Here is an 18423-nt window from a genome sequence, read left to right as displayed (position 1 = left end):
GCTTGACGATCGTGCATCCTGACGTTTCCGCTGATCTCGCCGAACTCGACGCCACTCTCAAGACGGTCGAATCGGTCCTCGACATCGACGAGCTGCGTCGTCGTATCGACGAGCTCGAGCATCAGGCCGCCGACCCCGAGCTGTGGAACGACCAGGACCACGCGCAGCGGGTCACCAGTGAGCTGTCGCACGCCCAAGGCGAGTTGCGCCGGGTGGAGGAGCTGCGTCAGCGGCTCGACGATCTGCCGGTGCTCTACGAACTGGCCGAAGAGGAAGAGGGCGAGGCCAAGACCAACGCGCTCGCCGAGGCCGACGCCGAGCGCGCCGCGCTGCACAGCGACGTGGAGGCCATGGAGGTCCGCACGCTGCTGTCCGGCGAGTACGACAAGCGCGACGCGCTGGTGAACATCCGCTCCGGCGCCGGTGGCGTGGACGCCGCCGACTGGGCCGAGATGCTCATGCGCATGTACATCCGCTGGGCCGACCGGCACAAGTACGGGGTCGAGGTCTACGACACCTCGTATGCCGAAGAAGCGGGCATCAAGAGCGCCACCTTCGCGGTGAAGACGCCCTACGCCTACGGCACGCTCTCGGTCGAGATGGGCACGCACCGGCTGGTGCGGATCAGCCCGTTCGACAACCAGGGCCGCCGCCAGACCTCCTTCGCCGAGGTCGAGGTGCTTCCCGTGGTGGAGACCACCGACCACATCGAGGTGCCGGAGACGGAGATCCGCGTCGACGTGTACCGCTCGTCGGGCCCCGGCGGCCAGAGCGTCAACACCACCGACTCCGCGGTCCGGATCACCCACTTGCCCACCGGCATCGTGGTCACCTGTCAGAACGAGAAATCGCAGCTGCAGAACAAGATCTCGGCCATGCGGGTGCTGCAGGCCAAGCTGCTGGAACGCAAGCGGCAGGAAGAGCGCGCCGAGATGGACGCGCTGAAGACCAACGAGGGCGCGTCCTGGGGCAATCAGATGCGCTCCTACGTGCTGCACCCGTACCAGATGGTCAAGGACCTGCGGACGAACTACGAGGTGAACAACCCGTCGGCGGTGCTCGACGGCGACATCGACGGGTTCATCGAGTCGGGGATCCGCTGGCGAATGCGAGAGCAGGCGAGCTAGATGAATGTCGCGGGCATCCAGGCTATCGCTTCCACCGGTTTCACCACGTGGCTACGCGGTTCGGGCCTGGAGATCGTGCTGCTCATCCTCGGCGCCATCCTGTTCAGCCGGCTCGCCACCTACCTGCGGGACCGGGTCACCCGCAGGATCGACGCGGGATTCCGCAGCAGCGACGCGCTGGTGCGCACCGAGGCGGCCAAGCATCGGCACGCGCTCGCCCAGGTGATCACCTGGGTGGTGCTGACCATCGTCTACGTGCTGATCACCATGGAGGTGCTGCGGCGGCTCGGCTTCGCCGTCACCGGGTTGGTCGCGCCCGCCGCGGTGCTCGGCGCCGCGCTGGGTTTCGGCGCGCAGCGCATCGTGCAGGACATCCTCGCCGGATTCTTCCTGATCACGGAGCGGCAGTACGGGTTCGGCGATGTGGTCCGCATCGCCGTGACCGGAGCCGCGGAGCAGGCCGAAGGTACGGTCGAGGACGTCACGCTGCGGATCACCACATTGCGCAACGCCGACGGTGAAGTGATCACCGTGCCCAACGGCCAGATCGTGAAGGTCACGAACCTGTCGAAGGATTGGGCGCGCGCCGCGATCGACGTTCCGGTATCCGCCAGCGCCGACATCACCAGGGTCAACGAGATCCTGCACGAGGTGGGCGCGAAGGCGTACGAGGACGCTCGCCTGAAGCCGTTGCTGCTGGACGAGCCCACCGTCATGGGTGTGGAAGACCTGACCGTCGACCAGATGAACATCCGAATGGTTGCCCGGACGTTGCCGGGTAAACAGTTCGACGTCGGACGCGAGCTGCGGGTACGAGTCGCCGCGGCGCTGCGCCGGGAGGGAATCAGTGAGACCACGTAGATCCACGGCGATCCTGATGGCAACTTGGGTCGCCACGTTCGTGCTGTACGTATTCGTCAAACCCGAGGAGACCACCACCGCTCCGGCCACCCTGGTCAACGCTGTTCCGGCAGCGGTGTTCAACGAACAGCCGGGCCACTGAGCCGAGTGGGACCGACCCCCGCCGCACTGTCTCCCACGGTTGACAACGCAGGCCGCGAACGGTTGCTGGTTACACTGGCTCCCCGTGATCACCATGCGGAACGTGACCAAGTCGTACAAGACCTCGACGCGACCCGCGCTGGACAACATCACCGTCGATGTGGGCAAGGGCGAGTTCGTCTTCATCATCGGACCGTCCGGCTCGGGAAAGTCGACCTTCATGCGCTTGCTGTTGAAGGAGGAGACTCCGACGGCGGGCGAGATCAGAGTGGCCGATTTCCGGGTCGACCGCTTACCCGGCCGCAAGGTGCCCAAGTTGCGCCAGCGGATCGGGTGCGTCTTCCAGGATTTCCGGCTGCTGCAGCAGAAGACCGTGTACCAGAACGTCGCCTTCGCGCTGGAGGTCATCGGCAAGCGACGCCAGGTCATCGACCGCACGGTCCCCGAGGTGCTCGACATGGTCGGCCTCGGCGGCAAGGCCGACCGGCTGCCGACCGAGCTGTCCGGCGGTGAACAGCAGCGCGTCGCGATCGCGCGCGCCTTCGTGAACCGGCCGCTGGTGCTGCTGGCCGACGAACCGACCGGCAACCTCGATCCCGACACCAGCGCCGACATCATGATGCTGCTGGAGCGGATCAACCGCATCGGCACCACGGTGGTGATGGCCACCCATGACAACCACATCGTCGACGCGATGCGCAGGCGGGTGGTCGAACTCGACCACGGACGCCTGGTGCGGGACGAGGCGACGGGCGTGTACGGGGTGGGCCGGTAATGCGCGCGAGCTTCCTGTTCGGCGAGGTCTTCGCGGGCCTGCGCCGCAATGTCACGATGACCATCGCGATGATCCTGACCACCGCGGTCTCGCTCACCATGCTCGGTGGCGGTCTGCTGGCGGTGCGCATCGCGGACAAGACCGAGCAGTACTTCCTGGACCGGCTCGAGGTGCGGCTGTACCTGACCGAAGACGTGTCGGCCAACGACCCGGACTGCTCGCTGGACCCGTGCCGCTCGCTCATGGCGGATCTGAAGGCGACCAGCGGCGTGGAGTCGGTCCAGTTCCTCAACCGGGAAGAGGCGGTCCGCGAGGCCAAGGAGAAGACGTTCAAGGACCAGCCCGAGCTGGCCAAGTACGTCAGCGAGACGCCGTTGCCCGCGTCGCTGCGAGTCAAGATGGACAACGCGGAGCTCTATCCGACGATCTACGAGAAGTTCTACGACCGCCCCGGCGTCGGCATGGTGCGCAACGACAAGGACATCGTGGACCGGCTGGTCAGCCTGTTCGACGGGTTGCGCAACGCGGCGTTCGGCCTGGCCGTGCTGCAAGCGCTGGCCGCGGTGATGCTGATCGCGAACATGGTGCAGATCGCCGCGTTCACCCGGCGCACCGAGGTCGGCATCATGCGATTGGTCGGCGCGACCCGCTGGTACACCCAGCTGCCCTTCCTGCTCGAGGCCGTGGTCGCCGCGCTGGCCGGCTCCCTGCTCGCCATGTTCGGCCTGCTCATCGCCCGACCGCTGGTGATCGACCGCGCCCTCGGCGACCTGTTCGCCAGCAAGGTCTTCCCCCGCATCACCGGCGACGACATCGCGATGACCGCGCTCGTCATCGCCCCGGTCGGCATCGTCTTCGCGGGGATCACGGCCTACGCGACGCTGCGGTACTACGTGCGCGAGTGATCCTTCGGGCCGGTGGCCGCAGCGCCACCGGCCCGCTCGGACCGCGTACGAGTCGGCTCCGTCCCCTCTTACAGCACGAGATCGGTGAGCTGGTCCCAGTCGAGCTGGATGCGGATCGGCAGATCGACGGCGAACGCGGTCTGCGGCTTCAACACGCGGGCGAGCCGGTAGTGACCGACGCTGTGGTCCAGGCCGTAGGTCTCGATCGCGGTCACCTCGGTGTCCGACACGCTGGCGCAGGCATCGGTCGCACATCCGCCGGTACGGAGTCGAAGAGTGCGACGTCGGGACGCCGAATCGCCGCTCGGGGCACTTCCCACAGCACCACGTCGAAGTCGTGGTTGGCGTCCAGACATGCTGACGGATCTTCGGCCATGTATTCGCGAGCCGCCGATTCCAGCATTGCCAGTAGCTGGTGGGCGGCTTTCTGATGCGCCCTACTCGGTGATTCGCAACGGACCGCGTCCCCGTTCACCACCTCGACCAAGCGGCAGAACTCTTCCGGAAGCTCGCGCCAGATGTCGACCGTGATCGGCTCCGGCTGCACATTGTCCGGACGGGCCCACACGCATGTCCCCTGTCGACGAAATAACGAATCAGCATCGATCGCCGCTATGGCCTTGGATCGCGGCGAACCGGCGGCGGTCGATCCGGCTATCCCGCTCGGAGTGTTCGCGTGTGTTCCGAAGCCGCAGCTCATCGCGCTGCGTGGCCTAGCACGACGCGCGCAGGGGGCGACGGCCGACCCCGGGACGCAACTTCGGGCACTTGTCCAGCAAGGCGCGGATTCACCGCGTATGCTGCACCTCGACGCACTTCTTACTCAGCAGTAAGATAGCCTTACTCTGGAGTAAGATAGCTGGGAAAGACCGCACCAACCCATCCGAGAAAACAGGTGATGATGAGCACTCGAGACAGCGCAACGAAGCGACGTCCAGACACGTCCGCGGTCGGCCTGAACCATCCCAAGCGGGATTGGATGGGCGCGGCGATGCGGGTCATGACGAGCATTACCGGGTCGGAACTGGCCGAGAAATACAACCTGCGCAAGCCGATCGAGCGCGTCACCTACGAGGGCACCAAGACCGGCTTCCGCACGCTCGGCGCGGCGACTCGCGCCTTCGCCAAGGTCGCGGGCGGCGGTGCGCCGAAGCGCCTGGCCACCAACGAGGCGAAGAACAAGGACTTCTTCGACCTGACGCCCAGCGACGAGCAGCAGATGATCGTCGAGACGGTGCGGGAGTTCGCCGCCGAGATCCTGCGCCCGGCCGCCTACGAGGCCGACAACGCCGCCAAGGCGCCGCGCGACCTGCTCGAGCGCGCCGCCGAGCTCGGCATCACCCTGATCAACGTCCCCGAGGAACTCGAGGGTGCGGCCTCCGAGCGCGGCGCGGTGACCAACTCGCTGGTCGCCGAGGCGCTGGCGCACGGCGACATGGGCTTGGCCCTGCCGATCCTCGCTCCCAGCGGCGTCGCGGTCGCGCTCGCGCAGTGGGGCAGCGACGCGCAGCAGAAGACCTACCTGCCCTCCTTCACCGGCGAGAACGTGCCGCAGGCTTCGGTGGTGATCAGCGAGCCCCGCGCCCTGTTCGACCCGTTCGCCCTGGACACCAAGGCCGTGCGCTCGCCGAGCGGCTACCGCATCTCGGGCGTGAAGAGCCTGGTGCCCGCCGCGGCCGACGCCGAACTGTTCCTGATCGCCGCCGAACTCGACGGCCGTCCCGCGCTGTTCATCGTCGAATCGGACGCGCCCGGTCTGGTGGTCGAGGCCGATCCGAGCATGGGTCTGCGCGCCGCGGGCCTGGGCCGGCTGATCCTGGACAACGTCGCGGGCGGCGCCGACGCCATCCTGGGTGACGGTGACGCCGCGACCCGCGCCGAGGAGTACGCCGACGCCGTGCGCCTGGCCCGCCTCGGCTGGGCTTCGCTCGCCGCGGGCACCGGCCGGGCCGTGCTGGACTACGTGATCCCGTATGTCAACGAGCGCGAAGCGTTCGGCGAGCCGATCTCGCACCGGCAGGCGGTGGCCTTCATGGTCGCCAACATCGCGATCGAACTCGACGGCCTCCGGTTGGTCACCCTGCGCGGCGCGTCCCGCGCGGAGCAGGGCCTGTCCTTCGGCCGCGAGGCGGCGCTGGCCCGCAAGCTCGCCACCGACAAGGGCATGCAGATCGGCCTCGACGGCGTGCAGCTGCTCGGCGGCCACGGCTTCACCAAGGAACACCCGGTCGAGCGCTGGTACCGCGATCTGCGTGCCATCGGCGTCGCCGAAGGCGTCGTGCTCATCTGACCGGCCCGTTCCGTTTTCCAGGAGACCTCACAACATGATCAACCTCGAACTCCCCAAGAAGCTGCGGGCCAGCGCGAACCAGGCGCACCAGGTCGCGCAGGAGATCTTCCGCCCGATCTCGCGCAAGTACGACCTCGCCGAGCACGACTACCCGGTCGAGCTGGACACCATGGCCGCCATGGTCGAGGGCTTGGCCGACTCCGGCACCCAGAAGATCGGCGGCGCCGCCGGTGGCCGCTCGGATGACAGCGAGGGCGACCGCCACGCCACCGAGCTGCTCGGTAACACCAACGGCGGCAACATGTCCGCGCTGTTGAACGCGCTGGAGACCTCGTGGGGCGACGTCGGCCTCATGCTGTCGATCCCTTACCAGGGCCTGGGCAACGCGGCCATCGCCGCTGTCGCCACCGACGAGCAGCTGAAGCGCTTCGGCAAGGTGTGGGCCTCGATGGCGATCACCGAGCCGTCCTTCGGCTCCGATTCCGCCGCCGTGTCCACCACCGCCGTGCTCGACGGCGACGAGTGGGTGCTCAACGGCGAGAAGATCTTCGTCACCGCGGGTCAGCGCTCGACCCACATCGTGGTGTGGGCGACGGTGGACAAGAGCCTCGGCCGCGCGGCGATCAAGTCGTTCGTCGTGCCGCGTGACGCTCCCGGCCTGTCGGTGGCGCGGCTCGAGCACAAGCTCGGCATCAAGGCCTCCGACACCGCCGTGCTGCTGTTGCAGGACTGCCGGATCCCGAAGGACAACATCCTCGGCAGCCCGGAAGTCAACGTGGAGAAGGGTTTCGCCGGGGTCATGCAGACCTTCGACAACACCCGCCCGCTCGTCGCCGCGATGGCGATCGGCGTGGCCCGCGCCGCGCTGGAAGAACTGCGCTCGATCCTGACCGCGGCGGGTGTGGAGATCTCCTACGACACCCCCGTGAACAACCAGCACGCCGCAGCGGCCGAGTTCCTGCGGATGGAAGCCGATTACGAGTCCGCCTACCTGCTCGCCCTGCGCGCCGCGTGGATGGCCGACAACAAGAAGCCCAACTCGCTCGAGGCGTCCATGTCCAAGGCGAAGGCGGGCCGCACCGGCACCGACGTCACCCTCAAAGCCGTCGAACTGGCCGGCGCCATCGGCTACTCGCAGCGCACGCTGTTGGAGAAGTGGGGCCGCGACTCGAAGATCCTGGACATCTTCGAAGGCACCCAGCAGATCCAGCAGCTCATCGTCGCCCGCCGGGTGCTGGGCAAGACCAGCGCCGAGCTGAAGTGACGCCGCGCTAGACGGTCGACAACGAAATCCGGTGCGAGCTTCTCGGACTCGCACCGGATTTTTCGTTCTCTCCGCCGCCGGTAGGCGAATGACGTGTCCCCGAACACTTTCAGTGATGCGTAGCTATGGATTTCGCCCCGCGGGTTCCGTACTCTTCGCCCCCATGTGGAGCATCGTTCTCATTTCGATCGTCAGTTGTTTCGTGATAGCCGCTGGATTCGCGTGGGGGCTGCCCGGCGACTGAGACGCCCCCTCGTATCAGCGCGTTCGCTCGCCGACCTGGGCACCGCCGAGCGTTTCAGTCCGGGTTTCGGCGAGCGAGCCGGGCGGCGGTGACGTCGGCTGTCCAGAGGGGCTGGAGCATGTGCCAGTCGGCGGGGTGGGCGGTGATGCCCGCCGCGAATCGATCGGCCAGCGCCTGGGTGGTCTCACGCACTCCACGGCTGGTGTCGATAGGTGGATCCACGCGGAATCCCCAGCCGTCGGGGGTGTACCAGCAGTGCACGGGGAGAAGTGGCGCGCCGGTGTCGATGGCCAGCCGAGCCGGACCGGCCGGCAGCCGAGCCTGCTCACCGAAGAAAGTGACCGGTACGCCCGTACCGGACAAGTCGCGTTCCCCGAGTAACCCGACTATCCGCCCCTGCCGGATCCGGGCGAGCAACTGCGGGAACGGCGGCGTCGCGGTGCCGGTGAGGGGGATGATCTCGAAGCCCAAGCGTTCACGGAAACGAACGAAGCGCCGGAACAACGATTCCGGCGCGAGCCGCTCCGCGACCACGGTCGGCGAGCCGACGCGCTGCACCAGCCAGACCCCCGCCAGGTCCCAATTACCGCTGTGCGGCAGGGCGAGCACGGCTCCGGTGCCGCGTTCGACCGCCCGGTGGATGTGTTCGAGTCCGGTCGCCGAGGATTCGATGGCGTCGGCCAGGCTCAGCGGGTCCATCGACGGCAGCCGGAAGGCTTCGCGCCAGTACCGGGCATAGGAGCGCAGGCTCGCCAGGACCAGCGGCTGCGGCACCTCCTCCGGCGCGGTGCCCAGGACCCGAGAAAGGTTCCGGCGCAATTGGTTCGGTCCGCCGTTCTGAGCCGCGCGTTCGGCTCCCACATCGAAGAGGCGGACGGCCAGTGGTTCCGGCAGGGCGCGCACCAGCCGCCAACCCGCGGCGTAACCGAGATCCCATGCCCTGGCCGCCGGATCCATCGGTCACCCGCCTGCGGCCTGCGTCGTTTCGTCGGTCGCCATGGCAGGAGTTGCGGCGACAGCGTCGCTGAATACGGGCAGATCGACCGCGCCCGGCATCGGCGCGCTGGTATCGACCGGCTCGCTCCGATGGCTGAACAGGTCAGATGAGGGTCGGTTACTTCGATACATTCCGGGGTTCTCCGCTCACTCGCGATCGATGGCACCCGACTGGGTGGCGTACCGCGAAGACACGATCGCCGCCGCCGCGAATTCGGCGGTCACCTCGAGAACTCCACACTACGCCTGCGCAGATCAAACGGAATGGTTTTATCGGAAGTGCGCCGAACCGCTCCTTGGAAGAGACCCGCGGTAATGGCGACGACCGCCGACCGGTTCCCTTCGCGATGTCCGACGACGAGGACAACCACCGCGGCTGCGGTCGACGGGCAGGGGGCTGCATCGATGTGTCAATGACACGATCACGCCAATCCACGTTCATCCCTGGACAGACGCGCCCCGGCCGAGGCAGCCTATCGCCCTGAGTCGCTGGATCGACGAATCAGCGGACGTATCTTCACTCGAGCAGTACCAGCAAACTTCAAGGAGAACTGGTTATGCAACGACTGAGTTTCACGCGTCGCCTCGCCACCGCTTTGGCCGCCTCGGCATTGTTGACAGCGCCCTTCGCCGGACACGCCGCCGCCCGACCCGCCGCGGTCGATTGGTCCGCCGCCGCGCAGCAACTGCGGACCGCCGCGGCCGGTAATCCGGCGGCGGAGGAGGCGGTGGATCGGCTGATCGCCTCCGGACAGCTCGCGAAGGCAGGTCAGATCGCCTTGCCCGCGCAACCGTTCCAGTTTCCGGCGCAGTCGGATATCGGACGCGGTGAGGGTCCGGGCGTGTACGGATCGGGAATCGCCCTCGGGATGGACGGATTCCGCATCGGGTTCTTCGGCGGCCCCGGCACCATCTCGCCGAACCAGGGCGGCGCGAAGCTCGAGGCGCTGTGGATCAACCTGGCCAACGGGCGCAGCGGCACCGAACTGCTCTACGAACACAACGACGTTCCGGTGGACACCACCATTCGCAGCCGCGCCCTGGACACCGGCGCGGGCCCGGTGGTCGCCGCGGTGTACGGATCGCTGTGGCATCGTTGGTCGGTGCCCGTCAGCGACATGAACCCGGATGGGTACGCCTACCGGTTGGGCACCATCTCGGTTCCGTCGTTCGGCGCCGTCTACAACTGAGTACGAAAGGCCCCGGCTCCCGCCGCCACGGGAGCCGGGGCCATCGGTTTGTCGGAAGTTATGGAATTCCGTAGCTTTTGGGTTCGTGAGCCTGGAAGACCGAGTCGCCGAGTTGGAACGGCGGCTCAGCGCGCTGGAAGAAAGAATTCGCCCCGAAGATCTCCCGCCGGGCGCCGAGCAGTGGGCGGTGGCTCGTCTGCGGGACGAGTTCGCCGCGGCCGACGAGCCCGACGGCGGCGTGGTCTTCGCCGGGTCGGTCCGTCTGCCCAACGACCAGCAGCGCGAGTGGCAGGCCCGGTTCACCACCGGCGACCTCATCGAGGACGACTGGGCCGAGACGGCGGAATGCCTTGCGGCGCTGGGCAGCCCGGTGCGGCTGCGGCTGCTGCGCGAGATCATGGGCGGGCGGCGAACCGCGGCCGAACTGGCCGGAGTGGACGGCGTCGGCGACTCCGGCCAGATCTATCAGCACTTGCGGCAACTGGCCGCCGTCGGCTGGCTGCACACCGCGGGGCGCGGGCGATTCGAGGTGCCCACCGCCCGGGTGGTGCCCTTACTCGTCGCCCTGGCCAGCGCTCGCCGCTGATTCCGGCGGCACTCCGGCGGCCACGTATCCGGCGGTGGCGAGCATCCCACCGATCTGCTCGTAGGTCGCCCGCTCCTTGGGCGCGACTGTCGCCAGGCCGTCCACATAGCGGTTGAACATGCAGAACGCCGAAGCGATGAGGACCGCGTCGTGGATGTCCTCGTCCTTGGCGCCCGCGGCGCGCGCGTTCTCGACGTCCTCCGCGGTCACCTCGAGTCCCGACCGGCGCACCTTGTCCGCGATGCGCAGCAGCGCACGCAGTTTCGGATCGATCGCGGCGGAGTCCGCGTCTTCGATGACGGCGTCGATCAGCTCGCGACCGCCGTCGACCAGCGCTGCCGCGGTCGCCGCGTGCGACTGGGTGCAGAAGTAGGTCTGGTTGCGCGACGACACGTACGCGGCGATGGTTTCGCGCTCCCCCGGCGTCAGCGGGGACGACCCACGCAACAGGGTCTGCGCGAATTCGCTGAGCGCCGTCCCGGTTTCGGGCTTGAAAGCGAACAGGCCGCGGATGCCGGGCAGATCGCCGGGAATGTCGATGAACGGTGCACGGTCCTTCGGATCGGACATTGGCCGCGTCTCCCTTCGAGCGGTCTCGAGACGTTGCGAGGGTAGCGCTACCGGCCGGTAACGGCGGGCGAAAAGACCGAAATCGGACCGGCGACCGCTCTCACCTGCGGTGGCCGCGACCGAACCGAGACGGGTTTGTCCGTTTCTGTTGTGACCTGTCACACTCCGCACTGCTACGGTGTCAAGTCACACGCCGTACCGGTTCGCTAGGTCGAGGACCGACGCGAGGGTTTTGTGGAGGTTGTTCGACATGAATTTGGCCCACACGCTGGAGGCCGTGAAGGCGCTGGGTGTGCTGCGCAGCCGGGGTGTCACCGATCCCCGGAAGCCGCTGGAGACACTGCGGACGATGAAGGAGTCGCGCATCCTCGGCCCGCAGGCCACGCTGATCCGGCACTCCGCGCGCGTGGCGCCGGACGCTCCGGGCATCGTGGACGAGGCGGGCGCCCTGACCTACCGCGAACTCGACGACCGGTCGACGGCCGTCGCGCGCGGCCTGCAAGCGGCGGGCATCTCCGAAGGCCAGGTGATCGGCGTGCTCGCGCGCGACCACCGCGGGCTCATCATCGCCATGGCCGCCGCGGGCAAGCTCGGCGTGCGAGTCGCGTTGATGAACACCGGATTCGCGAAGCCGCAGTTCGCCGAGGTGTGCGCCCGCGAGAAGGTCAAGGCGGTGCTGCACGACAGCGAGTTCCTCGGCCTGCTCGACGCGTTGCCGGCCGACTTGCCGCGCTACATCACCTGGGTCGACGAGGGCGCCACACTCCCCGAGGGTGCGCAGACGCTCGACGACCTGGTGGCCGCCAACTCCGCCGAGCCGCTGCCCGCGCCGAGCAAGCCCGGTGGCTTCATCATCCTGACCAGCGGCACCACCGGCCTGCCGAAGGGCGCTCCGCGCACCAAGGTCACTCCGCTGTCGACGGCGCAGATGGTCGACCGCATCCCGTTCCCGCAGCGCGGCACTCAGGTGATCGTCTCGCCGATCTTCCACAGCACCGGACTGGCCACCTGGCTGGTCGGCGCGGCGCTGGCCAACAAGGTCGTGGTGCGCCGCCGGTTCGACGCCGAGGCCACGCTCGCTCTGGTCGCCGAGCACAAGGCCGACATGCTGGTGGCGGTGCCGACGATGCTGCACCGGATGGTCGAGCTCGATCCGGCGATCCGGGCGAAATACGACACGTCCTCGCTGAAGTCGATCGTGCTGGCCGGTTCGGCGCTGTCGCCGGAACTGACGATCAAGGCCACCGAGGCGTTCGGTCCGGTGCTCTACAACCTCTACGGCTCCACCGAGTGCGCCGTGGCTACGGTGGCCAACCCGGAGGATCTCGCCCTCGCGCCCGGCACCGTCGGTCGCGCGCCGATCACCTGCGAGGTTCGGCTCTACGACGACAACGACCAGCGCGTCACCGCCATCAACACCACCGGCCGCATCTTCATCCGCAGCGGCGCTCCGTTCGAGGGCTACACCGACGGCAGGCACAAGCAGATCATCGACGGCTACATGTCCAGCGGCGACGTCGGCCACTTCGACGAGAACGGCCTGCTCATGGTGGACGGCCGCGACGACGACATGATCGTGTCCGGCGGCGAGAACGTCTTCCCGCAGGAGGTGGAGAACCTGCTGCTGGAACGGCCCGACATCTTCGACGTGGCCGTGGTCGGCGTGGACGACGCGGAGTTCGGCAAGCGCCTGCGCGCCTTCGTCGTTCCCGAGCCGGGCTCCTCGCCCGACGGCGAGGAGATCAAGGCGTACGTGAAGAACAACCTGGCGCGCTACAAGGTGCCGCGCGAGGTGGTCTTCCTCGATGACCTGCCGCGGAACGCCACCGGCAAACTGCTGCGCCGCGTGCTGGTCGAGTACGAGGTCAAGGCCTGATGAACAGCGGGCCGGGCCACCGCGCCCGGCCCGTTACCAGCGGGTAGCGTCCGCTGAGATACATGACACAACCGGTTACACAAGCTTGCTAGTGTTAGCACCAGCACTGGGTATCGAAATTGCGGTCCGCACCACCCGGAGGATCACCGGGTGATACCGCCGGAAGGTTGTCGTCGATGTCTCTTTCCCTCCCCGCGTTGGGCGGCGCCGCCCGCAAGGCGGGCGATCTTGCCCTTGGCGTGAACGTGATGGTCAAGCGGCGGCTGTTCAATCCGCTGCGCCCCGACCATGCCGCTCGGTCGGCGTTCAATATCTTGAAGTTCGGCCCGTTCGCGGGTGTCGTCATGCATGCCGCGCAGACGAGGCCGCACGCCGTCGCGATCGTCGACGAGCGTGGGGAGCTGACTTTCGGCGGTCTCAACGAACAGTCCAACGCCTTGGCCCGCGGCTTGCAGAGCAAAGGCATCAATCCCGGTGACGTGGTGGCGATCCTGGCGCGCGACCACCGCGGCATGGTGCTGAGCCTGCTGGCCACCGGCAAGCTCGGCGTGCGCGGCGTGCTGATGAACACCGGGTTCGCCAAGCCGCAGTTCGCCGACGTCGCCGAGCGCGAGAACGTCAAGGCGGTGCTGCACGACAGCGAGTTCATCGACCTGATGAGCGCCATCCCCGCCGCGATCCCGCGCATCCTCACCTGGGTGGACGAGAAGGACAACGCCGACCCGGCGATTCCGACCGCCGATTCGCTGATCAGCGGGCAGTCCGGCGCATCGCTGCCCGCCCCGGCCAAGCCCGGCGGCATCGTCATCCTGACCAGCGGCACCACCGGCACCCCGAAAGGGGCCCCGCGCGACCGGGTCAGCCCGTTCGCCTCGGCTCAGTTCGTCGACCGGGTGCCGCTGCCCGCCAACGGCACCATGATCATGGCGGCGCCGATCTTCCACGGCACCGGCTTGTCCCAGTTCACCCTCGGTCTCGCGCTGGGCAACCGGGTGGTCTTCCAGCAGCGCCGCTTCAATCCCGAGCAGACCTTGGCGAACATCGAGAAGTACCGGGCGGATTCGCTGGTCGTGGTGCCCACCATGCTGCAACGCATCCTGGACCTGGATGCGGACGTGCTGGCGAAGTACGACGTCAGCAGCATCAAGGTGATCTTCGCGGCGGGCTCGGCCATCGCGCCGGACGTGGTGACCCGCACGCTGGACCACTTCGGCGACAGCCTCTACAACCTCTACGGCTCCACCGAGTGCGCCGTCATGACCGTCGCGACGCCCGAGGACCTGCGCAAGGCGCCGACCACCGCAGGCAAGGCTCCGGTCGGCATCCGGATCGTGCTGCTCGACGAGAAGCGCAAGCCGATCACCGAGCCGAACGTGACCGGAACCATCTTCGTGGACAACGGCTTCGCCTTCACCGGCTACACCGACGGTCGCGGCAAGGAGATGGTCGACGGCATGATGTCCAGCGGCGATGTCGGGCACTTCGACGCCGACGGCCTGCTCTACATCGACGGCCGCGACGACGACATGATCGTTTCCGGCGGCGAGAACGTCTTCCCGCTCGAGGTGGAGAACCTCATCGCCGGTCGCGACGACATCTTCGAAGCCGCGGTCGTCGGCGTCGAGGACCGCGAGTTCGGCAAGCGGCTGCGCGCGTTCGTCGTTCCCGGTCCCGATTGCAGGCGCGATCCGCAGGAGATCAAGGACTACGTCAAGGCGAATCTCGCCCGCTACAAGGTGCCGCGCGAGGTGGTCTTCCTCGACGAGTTGCCCCGCAACGCGACCGGCAAGCTGCTGCGCAAGCCGCTCATCGAGATGGAGGTCGACGCGAGCTGAGCGGAGCGCGTCCACGGTCTTCCTGGCGTTGCGCCTGCCGCCCGCCATGGAGGCCTGAGTAATTTTCGGGGCCTGCTGATGCGGTCGGACGCGTGCAACCGGTCCGCTATCATCAGCGGGTGAGTTACGAGTTCGACCGGTCTGCCGCGGGACGTCGCGGCGCCGTCGCGCGGGTGCGCGGTGGCTCGGCCGGTGCGATCTCGGGGGCCATTTCCGTCGCGGCGCACGGCTGGGCTTCCGGCGGCATGCTGCCGGACACCACCGCGCTGGCCCTGCTCGCCGCCGCGTCCGCCGTGATCGGCGCGCTGGTCGCGGGCCTGGCCCCGCTGCGCGAGACGTCGTCCGGGCTGGTCGCGGCGCTGGTCGCCGGGCAGTTGCTCGGGCACTTCACCATGGGGATCAGCTCGGGACACCTGCATCACGGTGATGCCCAGCTGACTTCGGCCATGCTGGCCGCGCACGTGTGCGCGGCATTCGCGGCGGCCATCGTGATCCGGGGGGCGGAGGCCGCCTACCGGATCGGCACCGCGGTGCTGCGCCGGGTGCTGCCGGTGCGGCACACCCCGCCCGTCGTCGCGGACCGCGCTCCTTTGCGGACGGCCCATCGTGACCGGGTCGTCCTGCGTGTTTTCGCCACCGAGGCGCTGCGCACACGCGCTCCGCCGCTCGCGGTCGTTCTCTGAATTCTTTCCACACCCGGTGCACGCGTGGCGTGAGTATCGCTCATCGTCACGGTCTTTCCTCGTGCAGCGCAGCGTCGCCGCGCACTCTCGTGCCCACTCCTGAGCGTGCCGACGCGACGCCGTTCACCGAATCGCACACCTTCCTTCCGTGCGGTGCCGAGATCGCGCTTCCGTCGAATGGACGCGTCCGCAGGTGATTCCGCGACGGCTGTCCGCGCAGGACGGTCGCCGCGGCGGTCGCGTGCCCACGGCCGTCAGAAAAGGTTGCGTCCCACCCGGGTTCCGCCGTCAGAAACGAAATGATCGTGAGTACAACAGAAACTATTTCCGACGCCGACTTATCGGAGCCGTCGGATTCCTCCGGCCCACGCCGGGCCACCGCGCGTAACAGTTTGTACGCGCTGGCCATGCGGCTGCACTTCTACGCGGGAGTGTTCGTCGGGCCGTTCATCCTCATCGCCGCCGTCACCGGCGCGCTCTACGCGATATCCCCGACGCTCGAGTCGATCGGGTCGCGCGACCTGCTGACGGTCACCGCGACCGGAACGCCGAAGCCGCTGTCGGAGCAAGTCGGCGCGGCCGTCGCCACGCGGCCGGATCTCCAGCTCGTCGCCGTCGCCCCGGCGGGGGGCGCCGAAGACACCACCCGGGTGCTGTTCAGCGACCCGTCGCTGGGGGAATCCGAGCGGCGGGCGGTGTTCGTGAACCCGTACACCGCGCAGCCGGTGGGCGATTCCGTCGTATACGGCAGCTCGGGTGCGCTGCCGATGCGCACCTGGATCGATCGGTTGCACCGGGACCTGCACCTCGGCGAACCCGGCCGGCTCTACAGCGAGCTCGCCGCGTCCTGGCTCTGGATCGTCGCGCTGGCCGGGCTGGTCATCTGGGTCCGCCGGGTGCGCAGCCGACGGGCCCGCAACGGCTGGGGCTGGCTGTTCGCGGCCGATCGGTCGCAGCGCGCGCGAGGCCGCACCCTGAACTGGCACGGTGCGGTCGGAATGTGGGTGCTTCCCCTGGCGCTGCTGCTGTCGGCGACCGGCATGACCTGGTCGACCTACGCGGGTGCGAACGTCACCGAACTGCGTGAGCAGCTCAGCTGGACCACACCCGCGGTCAGCACCGCGCTGCCCGGAACCGCTGCCTCGAGCCATGATTCGGGTTCCGATCACCACGGCGGCGGGCACGCCGACCACACGCCCGCCGCCCCAGCCGAGCGGATCGCCCAGCTGGATCGGGTCTACGCGACCGCCCGCGCCGAAGGCATCACGCAACCGGCCGAGATCGCCGTACCGGCCGCGCCGGGCAAGGCGTTCGCGGTGAAGGAACGCCGGATGCCCGGCACCTACACCGTCGACTCCGTGGCCGTCGACGGCGCGACCGGCGCGGTCACCGACCGTCTGCCGTACGCCGACTGGCCGCTGATGGCCAAGCTCACCAACTGGGGCATCCAGTTCCACATGGGGCTGATGTTCGGGTTGCTCAATCAGTTGTTGCTGCTCGCGGCGATGATCGGCCTGATCACCGTGATCGTGCGCGGCTACCTGATGTGGTGGCGCAGGCGGCCGACCCGCGATACGGGGCGGTTCGTGCTGGGCCGGGCCCCGCGACGCGGCGCGTTGGGCAAGACCTCGCTCTGGCTGGTCGTGCCGCTGGTGACCGCCGTGCTGGTGGTCGGCTGGTTCGTCCCGCTGGTCGGGTTGAGCCTGCTCGCCTTCCTCGCGATCGACGTGCTGCTCGGCCTCGCCGGACGGATGCGCGCCGCCGCTTAACCACACATTCGCGGGCGAAGGCCCGTCACCCCCAACGACCTACCGAAACGTCACGGGTATGGCCGTCGCTTCGCCATGCCTTCGAAACCGAGGATTTCCCATGCAGATCACGAAACTAGCCCTGGCCGCCGCGTTCACCACCGCTGCCGTGAGCATCGCCGCGGGCACGAGTTCCGCCGCCCCCGAGGTCGCTGCGGTGGACAGCGCGTCCGTCGAGGCCACATCCACGGAGGCCGCCGAGGCCGTCGGTTTCACCGCCCACGCCACCGAGACCGCCAGCATCATCAGCATCGATTCCGGCTCGCTTGTGGTCGAGGACCAGGTGCTGAAGGTGAAGGCCGCCGACGGCACCGTCGTCGCGGGCACGCCGTTGACCTTCCTGGTCGACGAGTTCGAATTCCCCATCGCTGCGGAGATTTCCGACCGCACCGCGACGCTGACCCCCCAGTTCGACCTGGCACACGCGGTCTACAAGCCGGTCGCCCTGCCGTTCGAGGACAAGGCGCCGTGGAAGACGGAGTACGACCGTGAGCAGGCGGCCTGGTCCCGGATGACCAGCACCATCTCCATGGGCGCCACCATCGGCACCCTGGTCGGCGGCATCGGCGGCGCGGCGGTGGGCTGCGTGCTCGGCGGCATCGCCGGAGCGACCGTCGCCGCCGCCACCATCGTCGGCATGTTCGGCCCGTTCATTCCCGCCGCCGCCGTCGGCTGCCTCGGCGGCATCGTCGCCGTCGGCGCCCTCGGCACGGTCGCGGGCCAGATCCTGGTGACGGCCCCCGTCGCCATCGGCGCGGCGATCATGTACTTCTCCACGATCAACGCACCCATGCCGGCTCCGCTGAAGTGATCTCCGGCCCGGCATCGAGAGCGTGTCACTCGGTGCCGGGCCCCGCTTCATCCGTTATCCGAAGACCGATTTCGGCGAGCAGGTCGCGGACGTGCCGTTCTATCTCGGTGCGGATCGCGCGGACGGTGGCGCGGTCTTGTCCGGCGGGATCGTCGAGCTTCCAATCGAGATAGCGTTTTCCGGGGTAGTAGGGGCATGCGTCGCCGCAGCCCATGGTGATGACGACGTCGGAGGCTTCGACAGCTTCGGGCGTCAGGATCTTCGGCTTCCGGTCGGTGAGGTCTATGCCGATCTCGTTCATGACTTCGGCGACGACAGGGTTGATCTCGTCGGCGGGGGCCGAGCCTGCGGAGCGGACCTCGACTTCGCCCTGAGCGAGGTGGGCGAGCAGGGCGGCGGCCATTTGGGAGCGTCCGGCGTTGTGGACGCAGACGAACAGCACGCTCGGTATGGCTGGCATC

18 protein-coding genes are annotated in these 18423 nt (G+C 68.1%); 14 read left to right on the top strand and 4 right to left on the bottom strand.

The annotated features are described in order from the left end of the window. Window positions 1-11 precede the first annotated feature (11 nt). The 5 genes from prfB (at window position 12) to ftsX (ending at window position 3809) form a co-directional block, all read left to right on the top strand. Window positions 12-1127 (top strand): peptide chain release factor 2, encoded by a 1116-nt coding sequence (gene prfB / locus ABZ824_RS01005; protein ID WP_355077869.1) that lies wholly within the window; start codon window positions 12-14, stop codon window positions 1125-1127. Beyond that, window positions 1128-1988: a mechanosensitive ion channel family protein gene (locus ABZ824_RS01000; protein ID WP_355077870.1), complete on the top strand. Its 861-nt coding sequence runs from the start codon at window positions 1128-1130 to the stop codon at window positions 1986-1988. Between the two features lie 16 nt (window positions 1989-2004). Next, a complete protein-coding gene (locus tag ABZ824_RS00995; protein WP_355077871.1) occupies window positions 2005-2130 on the top strand; it encodes a hypothetical protein in 126 nt (41 codons plus the stop codon). 84 nt (window positions 2131-2214) lie between these two features. Continuing rightward, window positions 2215-2904, top strand: a complete 690-nt coding sequence (gene ftsE / locus ABZ824_RS00990; RefSeq protein WP_039800068.1) for a cell division ATP-binding protein FtsE — start codon at window positions 2215-2217, stop codon at window positions 2902-2904. Beyond that, window positions 2904-3809 carry a permease-like cell division protein FtsX gene (gene ftsX / locus ABZ824_RS00985; protein WP_355077872.1) on the top strand — a complete coding sequence of 302 codons (906 nt, stop codon included), beginning with the start codon at window positions 2904-2906 and terminating at the stop codon, window positions 3807-3809. Before ftsE ends, ftsX begins: the two co-directional genes overlap by 1 nt. A 68-nt stretch (window positions 3810-3877) precedes the next feature. Here the strand turns inward: ftsX and ABZ824_RS00980 are convergent, their stop codons facing one another. Further along, window positions 3878-4039, bottom strand: a complete 162-nt coding sequence (locus tag ABZ824_RS00980; RefSeq protein WP_356960902.1) for a hypothetical protein — start codon at window positions 4037-4039, stop codon at window positions 3878-3880. A gap of 668 nt (window positions 4040-4707) precedes the next feature. Here ABZ824_RS00980 and ABZ824_RS00975 point away from each other — a divergent pair. Both ABZ824_RS00975 and ABZ824_RS00970 read left to right on the top strand, forming a co-directional pair. Continuing rightward, complete coding sequence (locus ABZ824_RS00975) at window positions 4708-6099, top strand: acyl-CoA dehydrogenase family protein (RefSeq protein ID WP_356960900.1); 1392 nt, start codon at window positions 4708-4710, stop codon at window positions 6097-6099. 34 nt (window positions 6100-6133) lie between these two features. Further along, window positions 6134-7363, top strand: a complete 1230-nt coding sequence (locus ABZ824_RS00970; RefSeq protein WP_356960898.1) for an acyl-CoA dehydrogenase family protein — start codon at window positions 6134-6136, stop codon at window positions 7361-7363. A 298-nt stretch (window positions 7364-7661) separates the two neighbouring features. Here ABZ824_RS00970 and ABZ824_RS00965 read toward each other — a convergent pair whose 3' ends face one another. Then, window positions 7662-8564 carry a phosphatidylinositol mannoside acyltransferase gene (locus ABZ824_RS00965; RefSeq protein WP_355077875.1) on the bottom strand — a complete coding sequence of 301 codons (903 nt, stop codon included), beginning with the start codon at window positions 8562-8564 and terminating at the stop codon, window positions 7662-7664. 596 nt (window positions 8565-9160) lie between these two features. Here ABZ824_RS00965 and ABZ824_RS00960 point away from each other — a divergent pair. Both ABZ824_RS00960 and ABZ824_RS00955 read left to right on the top strand, forming a co-directional pair. After that, window positions 9161-9793, top strand: coding sequence for a hypothetical protein (locus ABZ824_RS00960; protein WP_356960896.1), 633 nt, complete (start codon window positions 9161-9163; stop codon window positions 9791-9793). Between the two features lie 85 nt (window positions 9794-9878). Beyond that, window positions 9879-10379, top strand: a complete 501-nt coding sequence (locus ABZ824_RS00955; RefSeq protein WP_355077877.1) for a winged helix-turn-helix domain-containing protein — start codon at window positions 9879-9881, stop codon at window positions 10377-10379. Here the strand turns inward: ABZ824_RS00955 and ABZ824_RS00950 are convergent. Further along, entirely contained in the window at window positions 10347-10949 is a 603-nt protein-coding gene (locus ABZ824_RS00950) for a carboxymuconolactone decarboxylase family protein (RefSeq protein WP_355077878.1), read from the bottom strand. The genes ABZ824_RS00955 and ABZ824_RS00950 overlap by 33 nt on opposite strands. 250 nt (window positions 10950-11199) lie before the next feature. On the opposite strand from ABZ824_RS00950, the gene ABZ824_RS00945 reads away from it, so the two are divergent. From ABZ824_RS00945 to ABZ824_RS00925, 5 genes are all read left to right on the top strand, one after another. Further along, window positions 11200-12825, top strand: a complete 1626-nt coding sequence (locus ABZ824_RS00945) for an acyl-CoA synthetase (RefSeq protein ID WP_356960894.1) — start codon at window positions 11200-11202, stop codon at window positions 12823-12825. A 176-nt stretch (window positions 12826-13001) separates the two neighbouring features. Then, window positions 13002-14660, top strand: coding sequence for an acyl-CoA synthetase (locus ABZ824_RS00940; protein ID WP_356960893.1), 1659 nt, complete (start codon window positions 13002-13004; stop codon window positions 14658-14660). Between the two features lie 119 nt (window positions 14661-14779). Then, window positions 14780-15343, top strand: a complete 564-nt coding sequence (locus tag ABZ824_RS00935; RefSeq protein ID WP_356960891.1) for a hypothetical protein — start codon at window positions 14780-14782, stop codon at window positions 15341-15343. 305 nt (window positions 15344-15648) lie between these two features. Further along, complete coding sequence (locus ABZ824_RS00930) at window positions 15649-17112, top strand: PepSY-associated TM helix domain-containing protein (protein ID WP_356960889.1); 1464 nt, start codon at window positions 15649-15651, stop codon at window positions 17110-17112. A 100-nt stretch (window positions 17113-17212) separates the two neighbouring features. Further along, a complete protein-coding gene (locus ABZ824_RS00925; protein ID WP_355077883.1) occupies window positions 17213-17962 on the top strand; it encodes a hypothetical protein in 750 nt (249 codons plus the stop codon). 25 nt (window positions 17963-17987) lie between these two features. On the opposite strand, the gene ABZ824_RS00920 is transcribed toward ABZ824_RS00925, so the two are convergent. Further along, the gene (locus ABZ824_RS00920) at window positions 17988-18422 is read right to left on the bottom strand and encodes an arsenate reductase ArsC (protein ID WP_355077884.1); all 435 of its coding nucleotides are present in this window, start codon (window positions 18420-18422) and stop codon (window positions 17988-17990) included. Window position 18423 lies beyond the last annotated feature (1 nt).

This window comes from Nocardia sp. NPDC047038, from assembly GCF_040644075.1.
Classification (GTDB): domain Bacteria; phylum Actinomycetota; class Actinomycetes; order Mycobacteriales; family Mycobacteriaceae; genus Nocardia; species Nocardia sichangensis.
Note: the sequence above shows the minus strand (reverse complement) of the source record. Positions and strands in the feature narration are given on the sequence as shown.

Excerpts from the sequence above, each read along its gene's own strand:
- ABZ824_RS01000 (WP_355077870.1), top strand. The coding sequence starts at position 1,128 with ATGAATGTCGCGGGCATCCAGGCTATCGCTTCCACCGGTTTCACCACG.
- ABZ824_RS00995 (WP_355077871.1), top strand. The coding sequence starts at position 2,005 with ATGGCAACTTGGGTCGCCACGTTCGTGCTGTACGTATTCGTCAAACCC.
- ftsX (WP_355077872.1), top strand. The coding sequence starts at position 2,904 with ATGCGCGCGAGCTTCCTGTTCGGCGAGGTCTTCGCGGGCCTGCGCCGC.
- ABZ824_RS00975 (WP_356960900.1), top strand. The coding sequence starts at position 4,708 with ATGATGAGCACTCGAGACAGCGCAACGAAGCGACGTCCAGACACGTCC.
- ABZ824_RS00970 (WP_356960898.1), top strand. The coding sequence starts at position 6,134 with ATGATCAACCTCGAACTCCCCAAGAAGCTGCGGGCCAGCGCGAACCAG.
- ABZ824_RS00965 (WP_355077875.1), bottom strand. The coding sequence starts at position 8,564 with ATGGATCCGGCGGCCAGGGCATGGGATCTCGGTTACGCCGCGGGTTGG.
- ABZ824_RS00960 (WP_356960896.1), top strand. The coding sequence starts at position 9,161 with ATGCAACGACTGAGTTTCACGCGTCGCCTCGCCACCGCTTTGGCCGCC.
- ABZ824_RS00950 (WP_355077878.1), bottom strand. The coding sequence starts at position 10,949 with ATGTCCGATCCGAAGGACCGTGCACCGTTCATCGACATTCCCGGCGAT.
- ABZ824_RS00945 (WP_356960894.1), top strand. The coding sequence starts at position 11,200 with ATGAATTTGGCCCACACGCTGGAGGCCGTGAAGGCGCTGGGTGTGCTG.
- ABZ824_RS00940 (WP_356960893.1), top strand. The coding sequence starts at position 13,002 with ATGTCTCTTTCCCTCCCCGCGTTGGGCGGCGCCGCCCGCAAGGCGGGC.
- ABZ824_RS00925 (WP_355077883.1), top strand. The coding sequence starts at position 17,213 with ATGCAGATCACGAAACTAGCCCTGGCCGCCGCGTTCACCACCGCTGCC.
- ABZ824_RS00920 (WP_355077884.1), bottom strand. The coding sequence starts at position 18,422 with ATGCCAGCCATACCGAGCGTGCTGTTCGTCTGCGTCCACAACGCCGGA.